17 protein-coding genes are annotated in these 24,789 nt (G+C 39.5%); 6 read left to right on the forward strand and 11 right to left on the reverse strand.

The window, feature by feature from the left end; genetic code table 11:
- Positions 1–90 precede the first annotated feature (90 nt).
- The 3 genes from AACZ73_RS18610 to AACZ73_RS18620 form a co-directional block, all read right to left on the reverse strand.
- The gene (locus AACZ73_RS18610; protein WP_339880208.1) at positions 91–774 is read right to left on the reverse strand and encodes a LytTR family DNA-binding domain-containing protein; all 684 of its coding nucleotides are present in this window, start codon (positions 772–774) and stop codon (positions 91–93) included.
- 1 nt (position 775) lies between these two features.
- Positions 776–2,179: a histidine kinase gene (locus tag AACZ73_RS18615; RefSeq protein ID WP_339880210.1), complete on the reverse strand. Its 1,404-nt coding sequence runs from the start codon at positions 2,177–2,179 to the stop codon at positions 776–778.
- A gap of 391 nt (positions 2,180–2,570) precedes the next feature.
- Complete coding sequence (locus tag AACZ73_RS18620; RefSeq protein WP_339880212.1) at positions 2,571–4,037, reverse strand: DASS family sodium-coupled anion symporter; 1,467 nt, start codon at positions 4,035–4,037, stop codon at positions 2,571–2,573.
- A gap of 328 nt (positions 4,038–4,365) precedes the next feature.
- On the opposite strand from AACZ73_RS18620, the gene AACZ73_RS18625 reads away from it, so the two are divergent.
- Entirely contained in the window at positions 4,366–5,121 is a 756-nt protein-coding gene (locus tag AACZ73_RS18625) for a sulfite exporter TauE/SafE family protein (RefSeq protein WP_339880214.1), read from the forward strand.
- 116 nt (positions 5,122–5,237) lie between these two features.
- On the opposite strand, the gene AACZ73_RS18630 is transcribed toward AACZ73_RS18625, so the two are convergent.
- Positions 5,238–6,545 (reverse strand): serine hydrolase, encoded by a 1,308-nt coding sequence (locus AACZ73_RS18630; protein WP_339880216.1) that lies wholly within the window; start codon positions 6,543–6,545, stop codon positions 5,238–5,240.
- Positions 6,546–6,897: 352 nt separating this feature from the next.
- Here AACZ73_RS18630 and AACZ73_RS18635 point away from each other — a divergent pair, with 352 nt between their 5' ends.
- Positions 6,898–8,472, forward strand: coding sequence for a CHRD domain-containing protein (locus AACZ73_RS18635; RefSeq protein ID WP_339880218.1), 1,575 nt, complete (start codon positions 6,898–6,900; stop codon positions 8,470–8,472).
- Between the two features lie 178 nt (positions 8,473–8,650).
- Here the strand turns inward: AACZ73_RS18635 and tssD are convergent, their stop codons facing one another.
- A complete protein-coding gene (gene tssD, locus AACZ73_RS18640) occupies positions 8,651–9,127 on the reverse strand; it encodes a type VI secretion system tube protein TssD (protein ID WP_339880220.1) in 477 nt (158 codons plus the stop codon).
- Positions 9,128–9,513: 386 nt separating this feature from the next.
- Here tssD and AACZ73_RS18645 point away from each other — a divergent pair, with 386 nt between their 5' ends.
- Positions 9,514–10,179, forward strand: a complete 666-nt coding sequence (locus AACZ73_RS18645) for a hypothetical protein (RefSeq protein WP_339880222.1) — start codon at positions 9,514–9,516, stop codon at positions 10,177–10,179.
- Here AACZ73_RS18645 and AACZ73_RS18650 read toward each other — a convergent pair.
- Positions 10,169–11,683 carry a GH3 auxin-responsive promoter family protein gene (locus AACZ73_RS18650; RefSeq protein ID WP_339880224.1) on the reverse strand — a complete coding sequence of 505 codons (1,515 nt, stop codon included), beginning with the start codon at positions 11,681–11,683 and terminating at the stop codon, positions 10,169–10,171. The two genes, AACZ73_RS18645 and AACZ73_RS18650, sit on opposite strands and share 11 nt — an antisense overlap.
- Before the next feature lie 203 nt (positions 11,684–11,886).
- Between AACZ73_RS18650 and AACZ73_RS18655 the strand changes: the two genes are divergently transcribed.
- Positions 11,887–13,929, forward strand: coding sequence for a glutamine--tRNA ligase/YqeY domain fusion protein (locus AACZ73_RS18655; protein WP_339880226.1), 2,043 nt, complete (start codon positions 11,887–11,889; stop codon positions 13,927–13,929).
- A 117-nt stretch (positions 13,930–14,046) separates the two neighbouring features.
- Here the strand turns inward: AACZ73_RS18655 and AACZ73_RS18660 are convergent, their stop codons facing one another.
- From AACZ73_RS18660 to AACZ73_RS18675, 4 genes are all read right to left on the reverse strand, one after another.
- A complete protein-coding gene (locus AACZ73_RS18660) occupies positions 14,047–15,873 on the reverse strand; it encodes an adenylate/guanylate cyclase domain-containing protein (RefSeq protein ID WP_339880228.1) in 1,827 nt (608 codons plus the stop codon).
- 26 nt (positions 15,874–15,899) lie between these two features.
- Positions 15,900–16,340, reverse strand: a complete 441-nt coding sequence (locus AACZ73_RS18665; RefSeq protein ID WP_339880230.1) for a hypothetical protein — start codon at positions 16,338–16,340, stop codon at positions 15,900–15,902.
- Between the two features lie 284 nt (positions 16,341–16,624).
- The gene (locus AACZ73_RS18670) at positions 16,625–19,468 is read right to left on the reverse strand and encodes a pitrilysin family protein (RefSeq protein WP_339880231.1); all 2,844 of its coding nucleotides are present in this window, start codon (positions 19,466–19,468) and stop codon (positions 16,625–16,627) included.
- A gap of 105 nt (positions 19,469–19,573) precedes the next feature.
- Complete coding sequence (locus AACZ73_RS18675) at positions 19,574–19,834, reverse strand: hypothetical protein (RefSeq protein ID WP_339880232.1); 261 nt, start codon at positions 19,832–19,834, stop codon at positions 19,574–19,576.
- A 292-nt stretch (positions 19,835–20,126) separates the two neighbouring features.
- Here AACZ73_RS18675 and AACZ73_RS18680 point away from each other — a divergent pair, with 292 nt between their 5' ends.
- A complete protein-coding gene (locus tag AACZ73_RS18680) occupies positions 20,127–21,569 on the forward strand; it encodes a M20 family peptidase (RefSeq protein WP_339880234.1) in 1,443 nt (480 codons plus the stop codon).
- 103 nt (positions 21,570–21,672) lie between these two features.
- Here the strand turns inward: AACZ73_RS18680 and AACZ73_RS18685 are convergent, their stop codons facing one another.
- Positions 21,673–23,697: a M13 family metallopeptidase gene (locus tag AACZ73_RS18685; protein ID WP_339880236.1), complete on the reverse strand. Its 2,025-nt coding sequence runs from the start codon at positions 23,695–23,697 to the stop codon at positions 21,673–21,675.
- 161 nt (positions 23,698–23,858) lie between these two features.
- Between AACZ73_RS18685 and AACZ73_RS18690 the strand changes: the two genes are divergently transcribed.
- The gene (locus AACZ73_RS18690; protein ID WP_339880238.1) at positions 23,859–24,770 is read left to right on the forward strand and encodes an oxidoreductase; all 912 of its coding nucleotides are present in this window, start codon (positions 23,859–23,861) and stop codon (positions 24,768–24,770) included.
- Positions 24,771–24,789 lie beyond the last annotated feature (19 nt).

The following is a 24,789-nucleotide window of genomic DNA, read 5'->3' on the forward strand; positions in this document are numbered from 1 at the left end:
ATAGATAAAGACTTTTCCGCTGACTTTCGGAAATCACATAGCGGAATATCCGTAAATTTTCAACTAAGAATCAAATTGCGGGAAAACTATTCAACTGTTCCCAAACTTTTCCATCACTAGCTCCATATAAGTGCTGCTTACAGGAAAACAATGCATGTCGATCAACAATTGATGACGCTCTGCCTTATCCACCTGTTTCATATTTACAATGTAGGATCGATGCGTGCGTATGAAAAAGGAGGGAAGTGACTTCTCTATTTCTGCCAATGTCAGTCTGCTAATAATTTTTTCGCTTTTCAGATGAAAAGTGACATAGTTTCCAGTGGCTTCGCAGCACATTAACTCATCAAATTTTACTTTTAACTGACCCTCGTTAGTTTTTACATAGAGATATTTCGGTTCATTATTAGGCTGAAGTTCTAGCCATTCCTGAGCTTTTTGACAGGCCTTGAGAAACCGCATCAAATTAAAAGGCTTCAATAAATAATCAAGGGCATCGAGCTCAAATCCCTGTACAGCATAATCTGAATAAGCGGTGGTAAACACGACCATGGTTTCCTTTGGCAGAAGGGCTGCAAGTTCTACTCCAGAAATATCCGGCATATTGATGTCCAGAAATACCAGATTTATCTCATTGGATTTTTTTAGGAATTCCAAACCTTGAACTCCATCAGTAAATACTGCCACGAGATCTAAAAAAGGGACTTTGGAAGCGTGCGCTTTGATGACTTCCAAAGCCATATTTTCATCGTCTATAGCTATTGCTTGAATCATATTAGGATAGTTGGACTGACAAATGAACAAAATGCTCGGTGTCATTCGCTACAATGGTCAAGTTATGCTTTTGTGGATAAAAATGAGCCAATCTACTCTTGACGTTTTCCAGACCGATTCCGGATTCGTCTCGAGGATCTTCGGTTTGCTTTTTGGGATGAATGCTATTGACCACATCCAAGTGCACAGATCCTTGAAGACACCTTAGGTTAATCTTTATCCAGGATTTACTTTTGGTACTTATTCCGTGTTTGAAAGCATTTTCTACAAAAGGGATCAACAGCATAGGAGCGATGCTTCCTTCGCAAATTTGGTCCGAAATCTTAATCTCTACGTTTAGGTTTGATTCATTTTTAAATCGAAGCATCTGTAGATCCAGGTAGTTTCTAAGGTAATCTACTTCTCTAGTCAATGGGATCTTATCCATCTGATTTTCATGAAGCATAAATCGCATCATATCTCCGAGTTTCTGGATGCCGTCGGATGTCTTCTCCGCATTTTCCATCAGAGCTGCTCCGTAAAGCGTGTTCAAAGCATTGAACAAAAAGTGTGGATTGATCTGCGATCGGAGAAAGCTGAGGTTAGCCGAACTCTGGTTGACCTGGAGGGAAAGTACATCGATTTTTCCGATGTAATCCTCATACTTTCCAAAAACTATATTGGATATGGGAAACACTATAAAAATAAGTGTGGCTATCATTCCAAGCCCCAGTAACATGATTTCAGGGACATTGTTTTCAGCAGAAATGATGACAAACACAAGAAAAATTATTGTCATCAAACCCCATAGAAACCAGCGATAAGTTTTGATGTTTCCCTTCAGTTTGTTTCTGTATAGCAGGTAGTAATTATATAATACAAAGAAAGAAATGCCGGGAATAATTGTGAGGAGAATAACCAAAATCGCTTCATTCACAAAAAGTCTGGAGACGATTAAGAATATGGTCACAAATAGAAAAATCATGAAAAGACGCATCCAATTGTAAAGCTGGAAATCCTTGAAGACCGGAGGTAAAAAGATTTTCCTTAACAGATTTGCTATTACTAAATAGACAACATAAAGTAGAATAACGCTAAAATAAAATCTAAAAAACGATTCGGCATCTCCGTCATTTATCGCAGCACAAGCTCCTGATAATCCCCCCATCACAGCGGTAGTAAGCAGGCTATATAGAATGAGTTGCGTTACATTTTTATCCTTTAAGTATTTGGGAATTATGATCAGATGCATCACATAAAAACCTATATACAGAATTATAGGAAGTACTACAATCCCAAAGAATTTTTCCATAGGATAGCTGTAAGAAGACATCGCAATAACAATGTTTGTCAATACGATTATCAAAAATACGAAGGTAATAATCCACCATTCTACATCTCTGAATACCAATCTTTTTGATTTCATAAATCACTAATTAATAACGTGTTGAATTATCTTGATTCAATTAGATTTGTCTCAATGTTCAAGGTGGTCTTTTCCCTCTCCGAATGCGCTTCCTTTTTATCCGAAAACATAAGGATGATATTATATATAAGCGCTAATAGGATCAGCAAATAAAAGACTTTCTTGGTGTTCATTAATTCTCTTCCTAATTGATAAGACAAGAATAATTGACCCTGATATGGTGCGCAAAAGAATGTGATGAAATGAGTAGTTATAGGGACGGAATTGGTAAGTAAGGAAATATGAATTTCTATGGATGTTATTTTCTGCGATGCTAGGATTTCCAACAATGTTTAAACAAGAATCTAGATGGCCTTTTAAATAGAATACAAAATGTCAAAGTAAAAGTGTGTTAGAATGGATTATCCATTAAGTCAATTCCCCACATCACAGGTAGAACAAAATATACCATAAGAGTCACCAGCACAATTGAAATGATATTCAGCCAGAAACCTGCGCTCACCATGTCCTTCATCTGCAGATAGCCAGAACCAAAAACCACCGCATTCGGTGGGGTGGCTACTGGAAGCATAAAAGCACAGCTGGCGGCCAAAGTAGCACCGATCATTAGTCCAAAAGGATGCAAATCCAATTTCAAAGCAACAGAAGCCAAAATTGGAAGCAACATGGAAGCAGTTGCTACATTGGAAGTAACTTCTGTGAGGAAATTTACTGATGCAATGATTACCAAAAGAAGGAGGAAGAAACTGATTCCTTCGAGTAAAGTAAACTTTTGACCAATCCATTCTGCAAGCCCAGTGCTCTGAAAACCAGCTGCTAATGCCAGTCCACCTCCAAAAAGGATTAATACACCCCAAGGAATACTTTCTGCTGTTTTCCAGTCCAAAATCCGTTCTTCCTTAGAAGATGAGGGAAGGGCAAAAAGTAATAATACTCCCGTCATTACAATAATGGTATCGTCGATTCCTGGAAGAAATTGTACGAGAAGAAAGCTTCTTGTAATCCAGGCCAGACAAACTAAACCAAAAACAATCATTACAGTTTTTTCTTCAATACTGATCTTGCCTAACTCTTTTAGCTGCACCGCTATAATGCTTTTCCCGTTGCTCAAACTGAATTTTTTTGGAAGTGGATTAGCCTTGTTTACCAGATAATACCAGCACAGAATTAGCATCAATGCCGACAAGGGGAGCCCGAAAATCATCCACTCATTGAATCCTATAGCGTAACCGTAGAGGTCTTTCACCACCGCAGCCAGAATGGTATTAGTAGGAGTGCCAATTAACGTGGCTAAACCTCCGATGGAAGCGCTATAAGCTATGCCCAACATGATATTTTTGCCTAAACTGTCGGTGATGTTGTGATTAGACTCGCCCAACTGTGTTTTGAACTGCGTAATGACCGCAAGACCAATCGGCAGCATCATTAGGGATGTGGCGGAATTGGAGATCCACATGGAAAGAATTCCCGTTGCAAGAATAAATCCTAATACAATACGACGGAGATCAGTGCCCAATAAGTTTATTATGTTAAGTGCAATCCTGCGATGCAATCCCCATTTTTCAATTCCCTTAGCCAGTAGAAACCCACCAAAATATAAGAGGACTGTAGGATGCATGTAATTGCTGGAAACATTTCCTATAGGCAAAATTCCGAGCATAGGCATAAAGATCAGCGGAAGAAAAGCAGTAGCCGCGATAGGGATCGCTTCAAATATCCACCAGATTGCCATCCATGCAGCCAGTGCCAGCATAGCCAGAGCCTCTGGATTTAATCCAGGAGAGTCTACCAAAAAATAAATTAGCAAAAAGGATATAGGTCCTAAGAAAAGCCCCAAGCGGGGAAGCTGACTGTTCATAAAACTATTTGTCGGGGTATAAGAGCATCCAAAGCCTCAAGTTAAAAATAAATAGGAAATGGAGTAGTAATGATTTTTCTATTTAACATAATATAAATTATGTAACAAATGCATTCAGGCTTCTTTAGACTCTGAGCCGATAATCATCCACAACTAGTCTCTTTAAGCTATTTTATTCTGAAAGGATCAAAAACTAATAATTTTTAGTAACGCTTAAATTTGATTCCATTTCATTTGTAGCAATCCTATGAAAGTGTCGTATATGGAAACTGATTTTTATATGTTTGGGAAATCAAACGTGTTGGCCCTGTGCTTTTGAACCCAACCTATGTTTTTATCTATTGCCTCAGAGATTAGTATTACTTCATGGATTCTTAGTTTTTTAGCAGCTTTTGTGATCGGTTTGTCCAAAGCCGGAATCAAAGGAATTGCAATTATCAATGTGACTTTTATGGCTATAGCCTTTGAAGCTAGGCAATCTACAGGTATAGTTTTACCTTTATTAGTGGTGGCAGATGTGTTTGCTGTAATTTATTACACCAGGCACACTCAATGGAAATACGTGATAAAATTTCTTCCCTGGATGATTTTTGGGATTTTACTTGGTAGTTGGTTTGGAATGGATCTGCCAGAGCAAACATTTAAAATTTGCATGGCCATAATTATCTTTCTGGTCTTGGCCATTATTGTTTGGTGGGATCAAAAAAAGGTGACCAAGGTTCCAACTCATTTGGCTTTTGCCAGCGGAGTTGGAACTTTGGCTGGCTTTACGACCATGGTTGGTAACCTAGCTGGGCCTATTTCGAATATCTATTTTTTAGCTATGAGACTGCCCAAAAATCAATTTATTGGCACCGCTGCATGGCTTTTTCTAATTATTAATGTTTTCAAATTACCCTTTCATTATTTCATTTGGGAGACTATTTCCAAAGAGACTCTATTACTTGATCTGAAATTCATTCCGGGAATTATCCTAGGTTTTGTATTGGGAATCAAGCTGGTAAAACTGATCAATGAAGTCTTATTTAGAAAAATGATATTGGTCCTGACTGCTTTAGGAGCTATTATTATTCTATTTAAATAGGATTATCTCCAACTATGCCATTCTATTAAATACTCCATTGTGTAAATTCTTCACGTATGAATCCCCTACTCTAATGTGAGAATGAATCATGTTGGATTTATATGGTTAGATGACAGTTACTTAGGATTCATATTCCACTCTGCCCGGTAAAAAACATCTTGTAAAGCTGTCCGAATATTCAGACTATATAATTTCTGGTGGTCTCTCGATGGATAAACCCGATTGGATAGAAATATATAAGTGAGCTTTTTTTCAGGATCCGCCCATACAAAGGTTCCAGTAAACCCAGAGTGGCCAAAACTTGCAGGACTTGCCAAAGGCGAAGGATATGCTTCTGCCAAGGGAAGTTCAGTATTATTAAAGTATGGTTTGTCAAATCCCAAACCGCGTCGATTATCGTTTTCACGAAATTGTACCTCGGCAAACTCTTTCACGGTTTCGGCTGAAATAAGCTGTTCCCCATCTACATTTCCGTAGTTTTGATAAAATAGCATCAGTTTAGCCAGGTCATCCGCGGTCGCAAACAAACCAGCGTTGCCCGAAACACCTCCTTTAAGAGCTGCGTTTTCATCGTGTACCCATCCTTTCACCACCGATTTTCTAAAGAGGGAGTCCACTTCGGTGGGAACAATATCATTTGCATAATTTTTCTGCTCAGGTAGATATCCCAAAGTATTAGCACCTATTGGTTGATAGAAATTCTCTTTAAGATAGGTTTGATAGTCGCTTCCAGTCAGTTGCTCGATCAGCTTAGGGAAAATCAAAAAAGTAAGTCCCGAGTATAGGTACTTCTTCTCGTCTGAGACTTCGGAGCGGTTAATGATTCTGTTCATTTTCCTTTCGAAACGATTGTTGATGTAAATACCTTCATATACTTGTCCCTGAAATCGCTTACCGGATGCAGTATGAACAAACCTTCTTTTGACTTTGCCATTATCCCGAACCACTTTTTCCAAGAACACTATATAGGGAACCAATCCTGCCTGATGTGCCAAAATCTCCCTTAGTGTAAGCTCTTTTTTATCTTTTCGGTTTCTCCAAGGTTTCCAATAATTACTAAAAGGTGCATCCAAATCAAGCTTTCCCTCGTCCACCAACTTCATCAAAGCTGGAAGTGGCCCAGCTATCTTCGTCACCGAAGCTAAATCATATAAGTCATTTAATGCTACAACCTGATTTTTGTCATAGGTATGATAACCATAGGCTTTGTGAAAAATAACCGTGTCGTTCTTGGCTATTAAAATCTGTGCGCCTGGAAAAGCTAAACTGTCGATTCCCATTTGCATGATAGAATCCACTTGGTGGTTGATGAAATTTTCATCAAATCCTAATGTCGCAGCTGAGGCATGGATCAGTTCGCGTTGAGCAAATCCAATTTGGAGCAATGAAGTAAAGAAGATAAACGAAAAGACTAATTTTTTCATTTGGATAAATTTTGTTCCTAAATATGCAGAAATGTTTTTCTAAATATCTGGGGATAATTTTAGCGGTCGCATTACTTGATTTGTTATCAATTCCCTTTATAAGGCGGTAATATTTCATTAAGAATCATTTCCAACAGCATAAACTAAACGGAGTTTCCAAAAGGAATTTTTGGTTTGAGCGATGTGCTACACTTCCTATTTTGTTTACAACTATCGTTCATTTTATCATCAATTTGCCACTTTATCCAAGAGAAATGATTTTTCTATCCAACAATTGGAATCTCCTCGTAGTTAAGAATATATCCATTTTCATTGGAAGCTTTTTATTTATTACTAACTAACCCAAAATATCATGAATTACTCAAAGCATTTCTCGGGAGGAATATTACTTCTATTATCCCTTATTCTCGTCAGTTGTAACGACATCGTAGAGCCAATTCCAATTCCTACAGGGAATATGGAAACATTTGATTTAGCATCAGTTGCTGATCCTTCAATATCCGGTACCGCTCAATTTATCGAAAATGACAATAACACTACAACAATCAATTTAACGCTTTCAGGAACTCCTGCCGGAGGTATGCATCCAGCTCATATTCATTTCAATACCGCTGCAGAAGGTGGAGATATTGCCCTTACACTAGGAACAGTAATGGGTGGTTCGGGAACGAGCAGCATCACAGTGAGTACGTTGGATGACGGCACCCCCATCACCTATTCCGAATTGATGGATTTCGATGGGTATATCAATGTACACCTTTCCTCTTCTGATCTAGGAACTTTGGTAGCACAAGGTGATATAGGTCAAAATGCATTAACAGGTGATGTAAAAACTTATACCCTTGAAACTAAGGCTGTAGCCGGTATCAGCGGAACAGCTACATTCACAAGACGAAGAAACGATGAAACTTTAGTTAAAATCATGCTGGATGGAACTCCGGATGGCGGAATGCACCCAAGTCATATTCACTTTAATACTGCAGCCGAAGGCGGTGCTATTGCTGTAAGTTTTAATCCTATCAATGGTACTACGGGCATGAGTGCAACTAATGTGGCTATGCTGGATGATGAGACGGCTATTACTTATGAAGAATTGATGGATTTTGATGGGTATATCAATGTTCACCTTTCAGCTGATGATTTGGGAACATTGGTGGCTCAAGGAGATATAGGTCAAAATGAATTAACCGGAACTGAAAAAATATATGAGCTGTCAGAAAAAGCAGTGGCGGGAATCAGTGGCACAGCGACGTTTAAGCAGAGAAAAAATGGCGAAGCATTGGCAGTTCTTGAATTGATGAATACGCCGGAGGAAGGAATGCACCCTGCACATATACATTCCAATACTGCTCTTCAGGGAGGTGGAATTGTATTTACATTTAATCCAGTAGATGGATCGACTGGTATGAGCCAAACTAACGTTTCCATGCTGGACGATGAAACTGCCTTTATTTTTGATGATGTATTGGAATTTGATGGATACATCAATGTGCATCTTTCTGCTGAAGATCTTGGAACTATAGTAGCTCAAGGCGATATAGGACAAAATGAATTGACGGGAGAATCAATCTCTTATGAACTAGGTGAAAAGGATGTACCGGGAATCTCGGGTACAGCTACATTATATGAAAGAGCGAACGGAACTACGTTGGCTATTTTGGAAGTGGATAACACCATACCTAACAGCACTCATCCTGCACATATTCATGAAAATTCAGCGGAAGTTGGCGGTGGAATTAAGATTACCTTCACTCCAGTAGATGGTACTACAGGCATGAGTATGACTAACATTTCGGCTTTGGATGATATGACGGCGATCACATACGAGCAGTTATTGACTTATAATGGGTATATCAATGTGCACCTTTCTCCAGCAGAACTTGGGGTGGTCGTGGCACAAGGAAATATTGGTAGCAATGCGGATTAATAGTTTTATTGGTTAAATGTTGAAAAGCCCAAGTATCATATACTTGGGCTTTTTTGTATAGGTTGCCTTGAAATACAAAAATAGAATCTGACATTTACGAAGGGTTTCGTATTTTTTTTTAAGTCAACTTCATATACATCTGGGCATTAGATGACAACTATCTTATAAATACACCCTCCTAATTAAGCAAAGTAGCATTGCCGGAAGCTTCCAAACTTCCATCCGCAAATAGCCATGTAATGGTCCCATAAGTAAAAGAAACAACTTCAAGTTCTGAAATAGGTGAAAGCGAAGGATCCGCCAATTGCTGTTTAATAGAAGCAATGCGGGCATCTTTTAACTCCACAGAATAAAATCTGGATAGCGACCCGTCCTCGCCAGTGCTATAGCAATCCAGTCTCATTTCTGAAAACCTTTCACTTCTAATTAAGCTATCGTACAACAGCACTGTAGCTTTATCAATTCCTTTTGTTATTGCAAAGACATCATGTTTTGTCCTGAATCTGGAGCGAATTGACGACGACGATGACTCTATGGCTATTTCATGGCTGGTTGAAAAAACTTCAATAAGTCCTTCAAAACCAGCTTTCACTACTGAGCCGGCAATGTTCCCTTGACGTGAACTTGCCAATGTTAAAAGAATAAATTGTGACATAGCTTTTGGATTTATGAGATAATATAATAAAAAGTCTTTGGCTGAGGAATAGTTAACTTGTAACCAGTAGCTTAGCGTTAAATGAGTCCTCTAAGAAAGCATGATTTGAAAGATAAAATTGGAGGGTTAATGTCAACTAATTAGTATTCCCTCACACAAATTATTTTTGCCGAATATCATCGTTTGCGGTACATAAAAAGATTAAAGAATCCCAGCTCAATTCTTATAAAACATCTATTCATCCTAGTAAGCAAGCAATATGCTCTAGAGTAACATGGGTAAATAAAAAGATGGTTATCATCCAAATCTGATTTCCCAGATATCCCCTACCTGCCATGCCGACAGACAAACGTCCTCTGGTATGTTCTTTGATTAAAACAGTAGCAATGCAACATAAACACAAAGTTTTAGCGGGGGCAGTAGCACTAGTAGTTTTGGGAGTGATCACTTTCAAATCCCTCCAGACGCCAGACCTTCCTTCAGAATCACCCTCTTTTTCCCCCGGTATACATGCCAACATCCGAAATTCCTTTTTGGACGTTTGGCAGGAGTATAAAGAATTACATAATTATGGATTTGATGTGATAAGGAGCAAGTTGAGTTCTTCTACTATGCAGGCACAGCCTGTGATAGAGCTCACCGATATTTTTGGTAAAAACAGGCGATACAAACTGGATGTGGCAGAAAAAGTCATGGATTCCGGAGATCTATACATCGCGGATTTACCGGAAAATGTTTTAAGAGGATGGTTCGCACATGAGCTTGGCCATATTGTCGATTATGAAAATCATTCCAATTTTGGGATGATTACTTACGGAATTCGCTATGTGTTATCTGATAAATTTAAACGCGAGCGTGAGCATGAGGCGGACAGCATAGCAATCCGACATGGCTTTCGAGCTGATGTGATTGCTGCAAAGAAGTATATTCTGGAGAACGATTTCATCTCCCCAGCTTATCAGGCTCAAATTAGGAAGTATTACATGACCATTAATGGGGCAGAACTGTGCCCGGACGAGCGCATACCTGTTCTGCCCAAGATTAAGCTATAAACTCCAATAAGGCTTTCATTTTTTCCTCCTTCATCACTTTAGGGGTTTTGGTTTGGCCACCTTTTTTATTCGTATTTCCGAGAAAAGCTGTGTATTGATCCTTCGAGATTACTTTTACTGCTATACCTTTAAGTGCTTTTGATCTTGCTACAGCATAGTTTTTATTTGCGGATTTTAGGAGTTCATCAAGTCTTTCTGCTAACCCATCTGATTTCAATTCAGTAACAAGAACCCATTGATGAATATATTCTCCTGATTCATTTTTCACCGCAGCTACCATGTACTCGTTAATTGTGGATCCATTCTCTTCGGCTAACTCCAAAATCGCCTTATCCATTTTTTCCTCGGAAAGCTGGGAGCCCACTACATTGAGAAAAAATTTAGTACGTCCGGTAATTTTAATTTGAGGTGGATTCAGGGATTCAAAACGAATCACATCCCCTATTACGTAGCGCCAGGCACCAGCACATGAAGACAAAATAAGCACGTATTCCCCTCCTACTTCTACTTCGTCAATTCCCAATACTAAAGGTTCACTTTTCAGCTCTCCTGTAGAATCCACTCCCCGGTAATCAAATGGTATAAATTCGAAAAAATATCCATGACTCAACGCCAATTTCATAGCCATGGAATCAGGCGAATAACTGTAAGCGATAAAACCCTCTGATGCCAAATAGGTGTCCAATACCGTAATTGGGGTTCCACATATAGCATCAAAATCCTCACGATACGTCTCAAATGCGACTCCTCCGGAGGCATAGACTCTGAAATTTGGCCAGATCTCGTGAATATTTTTAAGGTTATGCTTTGTAATGATCCGCTGAAGCATAAGTAGCACCCAAGAAGGAATTCCGGCTATGGCGCCAATATTCCATTCGGGAGCCTCCTCTGCGATTGCATTTACACGTTCGTCCCAATCATTAATCGCGGCTATATCCTTTCCCGGTCTGTAGAATATGTCGTACCAATCGGGGAAATTGCTCACATTGATACCGGAAATCTCTCCCTCTCTGAATCCTAGTTCGTTTTCATCAAGATTAGCCGAACTGCTAAGCATAAGAACCTCCGATTCGAAAAGTGATTCAGGGAAATCAAAATCATGAAGTGAGTTGATCATGGAAGTCCCCACAGATTTCATAGTTCCCAAAAACTCATTGGTAATAGGGATTCTCTTGCTGCTTTTTCCTGTGGTTCCGCTGCTTCTGGCAAAGAAATCAGGTTTCCCCGGCCAAGTAATATCTTTATAACTTTCCTGCTTTATCCACCATTGGGAATGCATCTGCTCGTAATTCGAAATAGGAACTTCTTTTCTGTAGGCGGAAATTGGGTCCTCGGATTTTAAGATTTCTTCAAATCCATGATATTTTCCAAAAGCTGTATTTTTAGCTTGATTTAAAAGTTCTTTAAGCTGGTTTTCTTGAGCAACCTTTGGATTTTCCTCAGCAAACTGAAGTTTTGCGGTGATGTCCAAACCTGCCTTGATTAGCTTTCCTATTATCGCCATATGTCGTGTGTTTGTGGGAAGTAGTCAAAGGCTGTGCCGAGCCCCTACGATTGTTAAGTCTGACATAATATTTAGCGAAAGTGAATTGAAGTAAATTTTTCGAGCTTTTGGGTCAAGTATTTTCAATCATAGAATTTTCCAATAATTCATCTCTAATTGCATTTCAAGCCAATTGCCTTAATTTTGATTTTCAATTTTGATCTATGACTGAAGAATCCGCATCTCTTAATTTTATTGAACAAATCATTGCAGACGATTTGGCCGCAGGATTTGACCCGAAAAAACTTCGATTCAGATTTCCGCCCGAGCCAAATGGGTATTTACATATTGGTCATGCAGCTTCTATCTGCCTTAATTTCGGTTTGGGAGAGCAGCACAATGCTCCTGTCAATCTACGTTTTGACGATACTAACCCTAGTAAGGAAGAACAAGAATACGTAGACGCCATCAAGCATGATATACAATGGATGGGTTTCAAATGGGCTCAGGAATGTTATTCTTCAGACTATTTTCAGCAAATGTACGATTGGGCTGTTCAGCTGATCAAAGAGGGAAAAGCCTATGTAGATGAGCAATCAGCTGCAGCTATGGCAGAGCAAAAAGGTACTCCTACCGTGCCTGGTGTGGCAAGTCCATATCGGAATCGCTCGGTAGAAGAAAATCTTGAATTGTTTGAGCGGATGAAAGATGGGGAATTTGAACAAGGCAGCTATGTCCTACGCGCCAAGATTGATATGGCTTCTCCGAATATGCTGATGCGTGATCCTCTATTGTATAGAATTGTACGGAAGGCACATCACCGAACAGGAACTGATTGGTGTATCTATCCTATGTACGATTGGGCTCATGGTGAGTCAGATTATATAGAAGAGGTGTCTCATTCCCTTTGTACACTGGAGTTCAAAATGCACAGAGAGCTTTACGATTGGTTTTTGGATCAGATCTATGACCCAGCCAGGTTGAGACCTAAGCAGCGGGAATTTGCAAGAAGAAATCTTTCCTATACTGTGATGAGCAAGCGAAAGCTTTTGGAACTGGTTCAGAGCAAAACTGTAACTGGATGGGATGATCCACGTATGCCTACGATTTCTGGTTTAAGAAGAAGAGGCTATACTCCTGAATCTATCAGGAAATTCTCTGATTTATCAGGAATCTCCAAACGTGATTCTGTCACAGATGTATCTTTATTGGAATACTGCATTCGCGAAGATCTTAACAAAACAGCTACCCGCGTGATGGGTGTTTTGGATCCAGTTAAGCTGGTTATCACCAACTATCCAGCTGGGAAAACAGAAATTCTTTCCGCAGAAAATAATCCTGAAGATCCTAACTCCGGCTCACATGATTTACCGTTCAGTGGTGAATTGTATATAGAAAGAGAGGACTTTAAAGAGGAAGCCGGAAACAAGTTTTTCCGCTTGACTTTAGGAAATGAGGTTCGGTTAAAAAGCGCCTATATCATAAAGGGGGAATCAGTAATAAAAGACGACTCCGGAAATATAATAGAGATTCACTGTACAGCTGACTTGGATTCGAAATCCGGAAGCGGTACTGAGGCAAGTACTAGAAAAGTAAAAGGAACACTTCATTGGGTATCCATTCAGCATGCGATTAAAGCTGAAATTCGTGAATACGACAGACTATTCTTGGATGAGGCTCCCGATAGTCATGAGGACAGAAACTTCATGGAGTTTATAAATCCTGATTCTCTGAAAGTGATTAAGGAAGCCTATTTGGAGCCCTTCTTGAAGGACGCGTCAATTGGTGATAAATTCCAGTTCCAAAGATTGGGATACTTCACCTTGGACAAGGATTCTACCTCAGATCATCTGGTTTTTAATAAGACCGTTGGATTGCGTGATTCCTGGGCGAAGCAGCAACCTGCCCCAACTCCGTCTGTTCACCAAGCTAAACCACAAAATCAAGCTGCTGGACAATCACAGGGTCAACGTTCTGCAATCAATGAAATTCAGAAGATCGCCAAGAAGTACACCAACCTTTCTGGCGAAAAACTAATTGCTGCAAGAACTGATATAGCGAAACTGGCAGATGAAGTCACCTATGAAGATATAGAACCGCTACTCAATACAGCAGCCAAAAAAGTAGGTACTCGAATCGGTGTGATGATCACTTTAGGAGTCTTATTGAATAAAGGTGTGGAGAGAAACCCTGAGATTGATGCGTTCATCGCTTCTGGTCTTGCTGATGAGAATGAGGAGTTGGCTGGGGAAGCCGCTAAAATCTAAAATTAGATTTTTAAGATTGAAATTATCGCTCGTTGGAGTTTTTCAGCGAGTGATATTTTTTTGCTAAAAAGTCTAACATAGAAAAACCTAAGATTTAGCTCTTAAGCTCATTTATCATCAGGAACTAAGCTTCGCGCTCAGAAAATACATCTTCCAAATCCCACGGTTTTTCACATCAATACTTCCGCGGTATTCGCACTCATATTCATCTTTAATAAGATTATATGTAGTCTCTGAAAGGTTGATTTTGCCTGGAACTGAATTAGATTCCATTCTGGAAGCGATATTTACAGTATCTCCCCAGATATCGTATTGCCATTTTTTGATTCCTACGATTCCCGCTACTATTGGTCCACTATGAATTCCTATCCTCATTTCAAATGAAGTGAGCCCATTCTCCACTTTTTGATTTACAAATGCCATCATCGCCTGTGCGGCTCCTATGATATCTCTGGCGTGCGTATTGTTTTCCTTAGGAAGTCCTCCCGCACACATGTAAGAATCTCCAATAGTTTTAATTTTCTCCAGATTAAATCGTGTGCTGATCAGATCAAATTCTTTGAAATAATAATCAATACTTTTTACAAGTTGCTCAGGAGAAATATGCTCAGACACTGCCGAAAAGTTTTTGAAATCAGTAAAGAGAACGGTCACTGATTCCATACGTAAAGCTTTCACTGCTCCGTATTCCTTTAATTCCTCAGCAGTTTCGGCAGGAAGAATATTCAAAAGAAGTTCATCAGAGCGGTTTTTCTCTTTTTCGATTAGCTGCTTTGTTTCCTTTTCATACCGGTATCGACGGTATGTGGCGAACGCAAGCAAGCCAACTAATGCCAATAAAAGCAGCGCTAGGTAAATGACAAATTGCTGACGGGTGGCCTGAAGGTCTTTAATTATCGATTCCTTCTCCAGCAGATCTACCTCAATTTGCTTTTGGGAGACTTCATAATCCGTCCGTTGGTTTGCCATCTGCTGAACCGTTGCAATATTATTTACGCTATCCCGATACAGAATATGGTTTTTATAAAATTGAAAAGCTTTGAGAAAGTTTCCTTCCTGTTCATAGATTTTGGAAAGTGTAAGATTTGATTGGCTTATTTGATCCTTGATTCCGTACTGTGTAGCCAGTTCAAGACTTCTTTCTGCATAATTCATCGCCCGGATCAAGTCGGAATTTTCCAGGTAAATAGAAGACATGAATTCCAGATAAAATGAGATCGGATAGTAATCATTATACTTTTCCAGAATCTCAATTGCCTGATTGATATTTTCTTCAGCCACCGCATTATTGCCATTTTTGGCATAGATCATTCCTAGATTTCCAAAGCAATATGCTTCACCTATGGGATAATTCACCTTATCGAAAATGAGCTGTGCTTCCTTTGTGTAAATCAGTGCCGAATCGAGTTTCGCGAGCTTTAGGTATTCGTCTCCCGCATTAAAAATGCTGCTTGCTAAAGCCAGAGAGTCATTTCCATTTCTTAAAATCTCTATACTTCTACCGTAATACACAGCCGCGTTTTGATTATTCTCGCTTTGAGAGTATGTATTGGCTATCGCGATAAAAAGTTTTCCCCTACCATCCTCGTAATTTGCCTTTTCGGCGTATTTCATCCCTTCAAAGTATTTCTCCAAACCTTGAGAAAGTTCTCCTTTGAAGACATGACCGTTTCCTAGATGCAAAAACGCTTGAAAAGTAAATAGGCTGGCTGAGTCCTCTAAAGATCTCTCAAGAAGAATCTTTCCATACTTGAGCATACTGTCAGGATTTGGATCTTCCTGAAGCACAGAAACCAGGAGATCTAAATTTCTTTCTTTGGTCTGATAATAGGCATTTTTCAAGCTATCAAGAAAACGTTGATGCTTTGCTGCGTCATCGTTGGATTGAGCATAGCTAAAGTTCAGTCCAAAGATTAGTGCACATAAGGTTAGCCAAATCTTCAAATCAAAAATTATATAGGTGAAATAATCTAGATGACTCTAAGTTTGGGGTCGATTTGAAAGACCTTCTCCTCCCCACTGGCATTAACTAAGAATTTTATAGAATAGCTTTCCTCCGGAGTAGATCCCTTTTTAACTTTCCCAACATGTCCATCAATGTGCGTTGTTCCGGAGCTGAGTTTAGAATCGTAAAATTTCAGGATGGAATTATTTTTTGTCGGCTTTATCTTTTTGATGATCACAAAATCTTCTGGACTTTGTTCAATATGCTTTGCCGCACCGACCCACGCTATTTTTGAATTTGGATGAATATTACTGGTAAACTCAACTTTGCTTGGATGATCATAATGGTTGTCACAAAGCAAAATATACTTTAGAATTTTTTCTCTGTTCTTTTTTTTAGAGCTGCATTTGATTATTTCCTGAGTGTCGACATACAATGTGATGATAGTGTCTTTCATTTTTGACATGGCTTTCTGAATTAAAGTTAAAAATCTAAGAAGAATCGAGAAGCTTGGTTTTTCTCAATTGTGAGATAAAATGCCTATTCAAAAAATCAGAAGAGGTATATCAAATTAAAAATATCCTCAGCAAAATCCAATAAATCAGCTGCTTATATTAGAAATGTTAGAGTTTTAATTTACTATTAGATTTCCTCAAACTGTTCCTACTTTATGTTCTTATCACATTTCAGAAATAAAAAATCGCTCGATTGACAGGTCAACCGAGAGATTTTGGTTAGCACTATACTGGGCTATTTAGTAACATCCATAGAGACCTTTTCCTGATTGATCAGTACAGGTTTTCCAAATCCTAACTTTTCGAGGCCTGCCATTTGGGTTTTGGCATCGCCGACTACCAGCCAAATCATGTTATTAGGATTCAGATAATTGCTGGATAATTCCTTTATCCGCTCCAGAGTCATCTCATTTACAATTTTCTCCCTGTCTTTCACATAATCCGGTTCCCATCCAAATTCACTTATATTCTGCAGCATATTCAGTTTTGCCCCAGCTGTCTCAAAAGCTCGTGCGTTACTTTTTATCATGAAGCTTTGTGTAGTTTCTAGATCCTGAGGAGAATATGTGGAGGCGTAATCAGAAAGTATATCCTTCACCAGCTGAGCTGATTCGTAGGTGACATTACTTCTTACTCCGCTACTTATACTAAACGGGCCAGCGACTTTGCCGCCTTCGAAAGAAGATCGGATTCCATACGTGTACCCTTTCCCCTCTCTTAGTTCCTGAGTAAGACGTGATGCAAAACCTCCGCCGCCTAAGATATAGTTCATCACCACAGCAGAATAGTAATCAGGGTTTGAAGAAGCGAGCGCCGGATAGCCAAATTGTAACATAGATTGCTTCGAGTCTGGTATATCATAAAAGTAAACTTTTGCAGTTTCTGGTCTTGAAGGTGCATCAAACACAGGAATGCTTACATCTTTACTTTTCCATTCTGTAATTAAATTCTGCAAGGATCCGATAATATTTACTTTTCCCAGATCACCTACCACATGCATTCGGGTGATGGATGGGGAGATATACCTGTCGTAGTATGTTTTCAGTTCATCAAGGGTAATCGCTTCCACTGATTCAATACTGCCCATGATATTCTGAGAACGGATATTTCCCTCTCCATAGAGCAACTTATTGAATTCGTTTTGAGCCACCATATTTGGACTTCCTTCCATCTGCCTAATACGACTGATGGTAGATTGTTTGGCTAAATCAAACTCTACTGAGTCCCATCGTGGTTCCAGAATAATTTCTTTGACCAGCGCCATTACCTTTTCATAATTTCTGCTTAAGGTATTGACAGCTATAATGGTACTTTCAGTGGTAGCATATACATTTATAGAAGCTCCTAATTGCTCGATAGCATCCTCCAATTCGGCAGTGGTTTTGTTTTTGGTGCCTTTGGTCATGAGTTGCGCCATAAGATTTGCTACTCCTACCTTCCTTGGGTCATCCAGCAGTTGTCCACCATCAATTACCATGTTGAATTGCACGATAGGCACTTCATGATTCTCTATTCCATATACTTGTAATCCATTAGGAAGGGAATCCTTCCAAACTGCAGGGATAGTCACTTCAGGAGATTCCCCATAGGGTGGCTCCACCGACCGGTCAAAGCTAGAAGGAGCTTTTTCATAGCTTGCCTGAATCGAGGCATCAAAAGTCTCCTCTGCTCCCTGCACAATCTGCTCTTCCACGACCTCGGCTTTTTCAGATCCCTCTAGCGCAGCCATCAGATTGCCCTTTGGTACAAAGCTGGTTGCGATGTAATTTTTCCCATATATGTATTGGTTGAAAACCCGCATTACATCTTCAGGGCTTACGGCCAGGACATTTTGGATATCTTGATTGATAAAGCCTGGATCATGGGCAAAAATATTATACTGTGTCAGTTGAACTCCTTTTCCCAATACACTTGAAAGCGTGTTGTAAAAGCGTGTTTCCTGACCTGCTTTGATGCGTGCAAGATCTTGGTCGGAGATTCCTTCCTGTGCAAATTTTGCAAAAGCTTCCTCTATTGCTGTTGCAACTTCGTCCAAATCCTTATCCTCATTAGCCCGAACGGATAGCTGAACCTGACCTGCTAATTCTGAAGTTCTGTTATACATCCGGATATTGGAAGTAAGCTTTTTATCATCAATCAATACAACATTCAATGGAGCTTGCTTACCATTGGAAAGGTAATCTGTGAGAACATCAAGGGCATATGAATCTGGATGATATTGTTCTACAGCCGGCCAAGTCATAGTGAGTTCAGGCAATCGAGCAAAGTTATCTTCATGGTATAACTTCTTGATAGCATCTACTTTACCAGGTCTGGGTGTGAGTGGCTCTATAGGATCACCAGATGCTATTTCGTCAAAATACTTCTTGACCCATTCTTTGGCTTGCTCAGCGTCAAAATCACCCGCGATAGTAAGTGTCACATTGTTTGGAACATACCACCGTCTGAAAAACTCTTTAACGTCGGCAAGTGTGGCATTTTGCAGATCCTCCAGAGAACCTATTACCTGCCAATTGTAAGGATGGTCCTCAGGATAAAGGTTCTTATCTATGACGTAAGAAGTATGACCATAAGGCTGATTATCTACCCCCTGACGCTTTTCATTTTTTACCACCTGCTTTTCCTTTGCTAAAACAGGGTCTGTGACCGTATTAATAAACCACCCAAGTTTGTCAGCTTCTGCCCAAATCATTTTTTCCAGCGCATCATTGGGAACAGTTTGTAGGTAATTAGTTCGGTCCCTATTGGTGGAACCGTTGGCACCTGAACCCCCGATTCTGGCTGTCATTTTATCCAAGCCACCTTTTCCTAGGTTTTCTGATTCGAGAAATAATAAATGTTCGAATAGATGTGCAAAGCCAGTTCTACCTTCTTTTTCACGGGCGGAACCTACATGAGCAGTGAGCGACACTGCCACGACAGGATCCGAACGATCAATATGAAAAATCACTTCAAGACCGTTGTCAAGTTTAAATTTTTCGAAGTCTACATTAAATTCCTGTGGGGCATTCTCTTTGTTTTTACTACATGCTGCTGTAAGAAAAAACAGTATAATAAAGGGGGTGATTTTTTTTAACATTTGGGTATAGGTTTTCTACCTTCTAAATAATAGAAATATTTATAGGAATCAACAGATTATTGGTTGGGCGGCATGAATGGCTCCTGCTGCCTATCGACTTGTCAATCACACACCCAAACTCACTCTGCTTTCAGAATATAAATCATAAACAGCTATGAGTGCTTCCGAGCCTTTTGCATTTGGGTAGAGCTCATAGTTGTCTATTTCTTCACGGCTTTCCACGTAAACTGGATTGTATTTCTCATCATATACATTCCATACGATCAGTAAAAAGTGATAACTGATTACACTTTCCCGGCCTTCTACTAGCCAGGTTTCAAAAACTTCTTCGGTGATAGAGCCGGGATAATCAGGTCCTTCAAACATAGAGCTGCTTTATTAATTTTTGTTATCAAATATTATACTTTTTGAATTGAATGCAGAATTTAAATAAAAGTCAAAAACCTGACATGTATAAAGTAACTTTCAAATTATTGAGTAAATATTATACTTGAAAATCCATTTTTTGCCTTAAAATTTTTAATTACTGATCTTAGGTTACAGCCCCAACCAATTTTTCATTACATTTTTATTTAGAATAGGGTTATGTTAACTGTATTTCCTCCTGCTTCTTTATATTCACTAAACCATCTTCTAAACCTATTTACCTCACCATTCTATGAAAAAGATTCGTGCTCTCTTTTTGGCATTGCTCGCTTTATTACTAATACTGGCAGCAATCGTTTTATTCAACACACTTCGGATGAGTTCTAAGCAAGTGAAACCTGTTGCACTTGATCCTATAGAGATTGGTGACGATGTTTTTCTTCACCTTTCCGAAGCCATTCAGCATCAAACTATTTCTTTTAATGAGGATGCGATTCCTGATTCAGCAGTTTTCAATGGATTTCATAAGTTCTTAGCTCAAACTTTTCCTTTGGTCCATGAGAATATGACTCTCACTAAAATAAATGATTATAGTCTCCTTTACAGTTGGAAGGGTTCTGATCCTGCTGCGAAGCCCATTATTTTAATGTCTCACCAAGATGTGGTGCCAGTTGATAAGCCAACCCTTGCAATGTGGGAAGCAGGTCCATTTGAGGGAAAAATCACGGAGGATCATATTATTGGCAGGGGTACTTTGGATGACAAAAGTTCTTTGATGGCTTTACTTGAAAGTGCTGAAATGCTGTTGAGAGAAGGTTTTGTTCCCAACCAGACCATCTATTTTGCTTTTGGACATGATGAGGAAGTCGGTGGTAAAAATGGCGCAGGAGCCATAGCAGATTACCTTGAGAAACAAGGGGTACGTGCAGCCTTTACGCTGGATGAAGGAGGAATGATTGCAGAGGGAATGGTACCAGGAATTGATAAGCCCATTTCTATGATCAATGTTGCTGAGAAGGGATTTGCCTCATTTAGATTAATTGTAGAAACAAAAGGTGGGCATAGTTCAGCGCCTCTCCGTGAAAACACTATAGGAATGCTGGCTCAGGCGATAGTTGACTTGGAAAATAACCAGCTTCCCTACAGACTGGTAGACGCTGTCAGATATCAGATTGAATACTTAGGCCCTGAGATGCCGTTCGCCCAAAAAATTGCATTTGCCAATTTATGGCTTTTGAAAGGACCTATTCTGAAGGCTCTTAACTCACATACCACCACGGCTCCCACCATAATAGGTGGTGGTGTAAAGAACAATGTAATCCCTACCGTAGCTGAAGCGACTATCAACTTTAGAATATTGCCGGGAGAGAGTATTGAGAGCGTTCAGGCTCATATAGAAAGTACCATTAGTGACAAAATCCGTGTAGAGCAAGTCGGGTTTCTTACAAATCCTTCGCCTTCATCAAGCATAGATTCTGATTCCTATAAATTATTGGAATCTACCGTGCGATCGGTATTTCCAGAATCAGTTGTAGTACCCGGTTTAATTGGCGGAGGTACAGATGGAAGGTATTTTTATGGTATTTCAGATGATGTTTATCGTTATTATCCTATTCGGATTTCTCCAGAAGGCATGACCCGCTTTCATGGAATAGATGAAAAAATATCAAAACACAACTACTTGGAGATCATCCATTTCACCTATCAGTTGATGAAAAATTTCAATGAGCGGTGATATATTGGTTAGTAGGAAGACTGAAGGTAGATACTTACGATTTGTGCTACTTCCATGGATAGTAAGACTGATCATGGCCACACTTTAGTCTCCCTACTCTTTTTTACCAGATTCTTATTCTTTCCTCCTCTGATTTATAATTTACATCCCCAGGCTGAATATTGAAGGCTGTATAAAAAGGATCAAAATTCATTAAAGGTCCATTCACCCTCCAAACAGCAGGGGAATGCGAATTTGTGTTCACATACGCTCGCATAAACTCATCGCGGGTTTTCACTCTCCAAATTCTGGCAATTGACAAGCAGAAGCGTTGATCTGGGGTGAAACCATCAATTTTGGTGGTGTCCTGACCTTGCTCGGTTAGTTTGAATGCCTCATAAGCTATGTATAAAGCTCCGTTGTCAGCGCTGTTTTCACCGATTGTCATAGCACCTTTTACATGAACTGAATCCAACACAGTGAAGCTATCATAGCGATCAATCAGTTGCTGGGTTTTCCCTTTGAACTTCTCGTAATCTTCGGATGTCCACCAATTTTTCACGTTACCATCTTTGTCATATTGAGCTCCCTGATCATCAAATGCATGGGTCAATTCATGACCAATCACCATTCCGATTCCACCATAATTAATGGCATCATCTGCATACAAATCGAAGTAAGGGTATTGTAATATTCCAGCAGGGAAAACAATTTCATTCAAAGAAGGATTATAATAAGCCGTCACTGTGGATGGTGTAGTCCCCCACTCCTGCTTATTAGGTTCTTTACCGAACTTGTCCAGCTGATACTGGTTTTGATCTTTTCTCAGGGCGAGAACATTTTCGAAGTAATTGCCACGATCAATAGTCACATTGTATTCTCTCCATTCATCTGGATAGCCTATTTTCTTAGTGATGGCATATAGTTTTTCCTTGGCTTGAGCCTTGGTACTGTCACTCATCCAGTCGAGTTTGTTTATTCTGCTCTCAAATGCTTTCTGAAGGTTATTCACCAAATCGAGAACACGTTTTTTCGCATCCTCATTAAAGTAGCGCTTCACATACAATTGTCCCAAAGCAAAACCTAGCTGACGGTCCACTTTCTGGGCCATTTGCTGCTGTCGTGTTAATTGGGTGGATTGACCTGAAATCACTTTCTCATAGGCGAAAGAAGCATCTTCGAAAGGCTTACTCAATGCCTCTGCGAATGAAGTTAAAGTATGCGCTTTCACATATGTCTTCCAATCTGAAAGAGAAACAGATTTTAGCATTTTGTCCAGCGTTTCATAGTAAGCCGGTTGGCGAATATCCACAGAATCTGTATTTATTCCGAGTTGGGTAAGTGAAGCTGACCACCCAATATTTGGCTCTTTGCTATCTAATTCTGCTACCGCCATTTTATGGTAATTTTCCTTCACCACTCTACGTTCAATGCGGGTCTTGTGAGATTCAGCCATCTTTTTCTCCATAGCATATACTTTTGCAGCATTACTTTTGGCAGCGGCAGATTCAGTACCTGTCAACTCAAAAAGTGTGGTTAAATAATCCAAATATGCCTGCTGAATTGCTAAGGTCGAAGAATCAGTTTTGAAGTAATAATCCCTGTCAGGCAATCCTAATCCAGTTTGACTGTAATGCGCGATATTGATACTGCTATTTTCAGGATCAGGGGAGATTCCCAAGCTGACTATGGATTGATTATCAGTTTTCAACCCTTCAGTGACAAAACTCATTAAGCCAGCTAGATCATTGATCTCCTCGATCTGAGCCAAAATAGGTTTTATAGGATCATAGCCACGTGCATTAATGGCTGAAGTGTCCATACCAGAAGCATAGAAATCTCCTACTTTCTGTTCGATGGATCCTGCAGTGTGTTGTTCTCCAGAGACTTCTTCGAGAATATCCTGCAAGAGCATTTTTTGAGGAATATTCAAAAACGAATACGATCCTACTCCAGACTGATCATCTGCGATCTTGGCCGTGTCGTACCAGATTCCATTTACATACATGAAGAAATTGTCGCCTGGCTTTATAGAGGTGTCAATCTGGGACACTTCTACAAAATTTCTTTTAGGTACTTCCTTTTCAGCTTCCTTTTGTTGGCTACACGAGATCAAAAGGACTAAAAAAGCAAAAATTAGGTTTTTCATAGGTGGTGGATATTTTGTAAAAAGGTAGATCAAATTTCAATTTTCTCAAATACCATTTATGTAAGCAGTCAATAACTTTATCGGCCAATTAAGTAATCTGTGCAACTGCTTTATCATATTTTTTATTGGGTAGTTCTTTGATTTTTAACGTAAGTACTATTATGAAAAAGTTTTCAATGGAATCCTCCCCTTCTCAAAAAAATAAAGTAGCTATAATCACTGGGGCAAATTCAGGTATAGGTTATGAAACATCCCTCGCTTTAGCAAAAAAGGGTGCTAAGGTGATCTTGGCTTCCAGGAATCTGCAAAAAGCCAATGATGCTATGAATCAAATTTTGCAGCAGGTTCCTAATGCTCATGTTGAAGTCCTAACAGTCGATTTAAATAGCCTTAAATCTGTAGAATCCTTTGTGCAAGAATTTTCCAGGAAATACGACCGATTGGATCTATTAATAGAAAACGCAGGCATTATGATGCCTCCATTGACGAAGACTAAAGATGGTTTTGAAAGCCAGTTTGGTGTAAACTATCTAGCTCATTTTCACTTAACCAATCTGCTTTTTCCTATTATCAAGAATACACCTAATGCTAGGATTGTAACGCTCAGTAGTCTAGCCCATCTAAACGGAAAAATTGATTTCAAAAACCTGGATGGATCAAAAGGGTATTCCAAATTGGATTTCTACGCACAAAGTAAACTTGCCTGTCTGATGTTCGCCTACGAACTTCAACGACGTATTGAATCAGCAGGAATTGATGCCAAAGCCGTTTCAGCTCATCCTGGTTTCTCGAGCACGAATCTTGGCACATTCTTACCAGCTATTGGCAGAGCATTATTTTCACCTCTTACTTCGATAATGGGTCAAGGAGCTAAAGCTGGAGCCCTTCCAATTTTACGTGCAGCTTTGGACCCTGCTGTCAAAGGTGGAGAATACTTCGGACCGTCAGGATTTAAGGAATTTAAAGGAGATCCAATCCTAGTAAATTCCAGCAGTAGGTCCCATGATCTTAGTGTCGCTGCTAGACTTTGGTCTGTCTCCGAAGATTTGACTGGAAAGAAGTTTGATATTTAATTTCAAATATTTCCAGACT

The organism is uncultured Algoriphagus sp. (genome assembly GCF_963974835.1).
Taxonomy (GTDB): Bacteria; Bacteroidota; Bacteroidia; order Cytophagales; family Cyclobacteriaceae; genus Algoriphagus.

Coding starts and splice junctions, on each gene's coding strand:
- AACZ73_RS18615 (WP_339880210.1), bottom strand. CDS start 2,179: ATGAAATCAAAAAGATTGGTATTCAGAGATGTAGAATGGTGGATTATT.
- AACZ73_RS18650 (WP_339880224.1), bottom strand. CDS start 11,683: ATGGCGATAATAGGAAAGCTAATCAAGGCAGGTTTGGACATCACCGCA.
- AACZ73_RS18630 (WP_339880216.1), bottom strand. CDS start 6,545: ATGAAAAAATTAGTCTTTTCGTTTATCTTCTTTACTTCATTGCTCCAA.
- AACZ73_RS18670 (WP_339880231.1), bottom strand. CDS start 19,468: ATGTTAAAAAAAATCACCCCCTTTATTATACTGTTTTTTCTTACAGCA.
- AACZ73_RS18645 (WP_339880222.1), top strand. CDS start 9,514: ATGCAACATAAACACAAAGTTTTAGCGGGGGCAGTAGCACTAGTAGTT.
- tssD (WP_339880220.1), bottom strand. CDS start 9,127: ATGTCACAATTTATTCTTTTAACATTGGCAAGTTCACGTCAAGGGAAC.
- AACZ73_RS18690 (WP_339880238.1), top strand. CDS start 23,859: ATGAAAAAGTTTTCAATGGAATCCTCCCCTTCTCAAAAAAATAAAGTA.
- AACZ73_RS18625 (WP_339880214.1), top strand. CDS start 4,366: ATGTTTTTATCTATTGCCTCAGAGATTAGTATTACTTCATGGATTCTT.
- AACZ73_RS18610 (WP_339880208.1), bottom strand. CDS start 774: ATGATTCAAGCAATAGCTATAGACGATGAAAATATGGCTTTGGAAGTC.
- AACZ73_RS18685 (WP_339880236.1), bottom strand. CDS start 23,697: ATGAAAAACCTAATTTTTGCTTTTTTAGTCCTTTTGATCTCGTGTAGC.
- AACZ73_RS18635 (WP_339880218.1), top strand. CDS start 6,898: ATGAATTACTCAAAGCATTTCTCGGGAGGAATATTACTTCTATTATCC.
- AACZ73_RS18680 (WP_339880234.1), top strand. CDS start 20,127: ATGAAAAAGATTCGTGCTCTCTTTTTGGCATTGCTCGCTTTATTACTA.
- AACZ73_RS18665 (WP_339880230.1), bottom strand. CDS start 16,340: ATGTCAAAAATGAAAGACACTATCATCACATTGTATGTCGACACTCAG.
- AACZ73_RS18675 (WP_339880232.1), bottom strand. CDS start 19,834: ATGTTTGAAGGACCTGATTATCCCGGCTCTATCACCGAAGAAGTTTTT.
- AACZ73_RS18655 (WP_339880226.1), top strand. CDS start 11,887: ATGACTGAAGAATCCGCATCTCTTAATTTTATTGAACAAATCATTGCA.
- AACZ73_RS18620 (WP_339880212.1), bottom strand. CDS start 4,037: ATGAACAGTCAGCTTCCCCGCTTGGGGCTTTTCTTAGGACCTATATCC.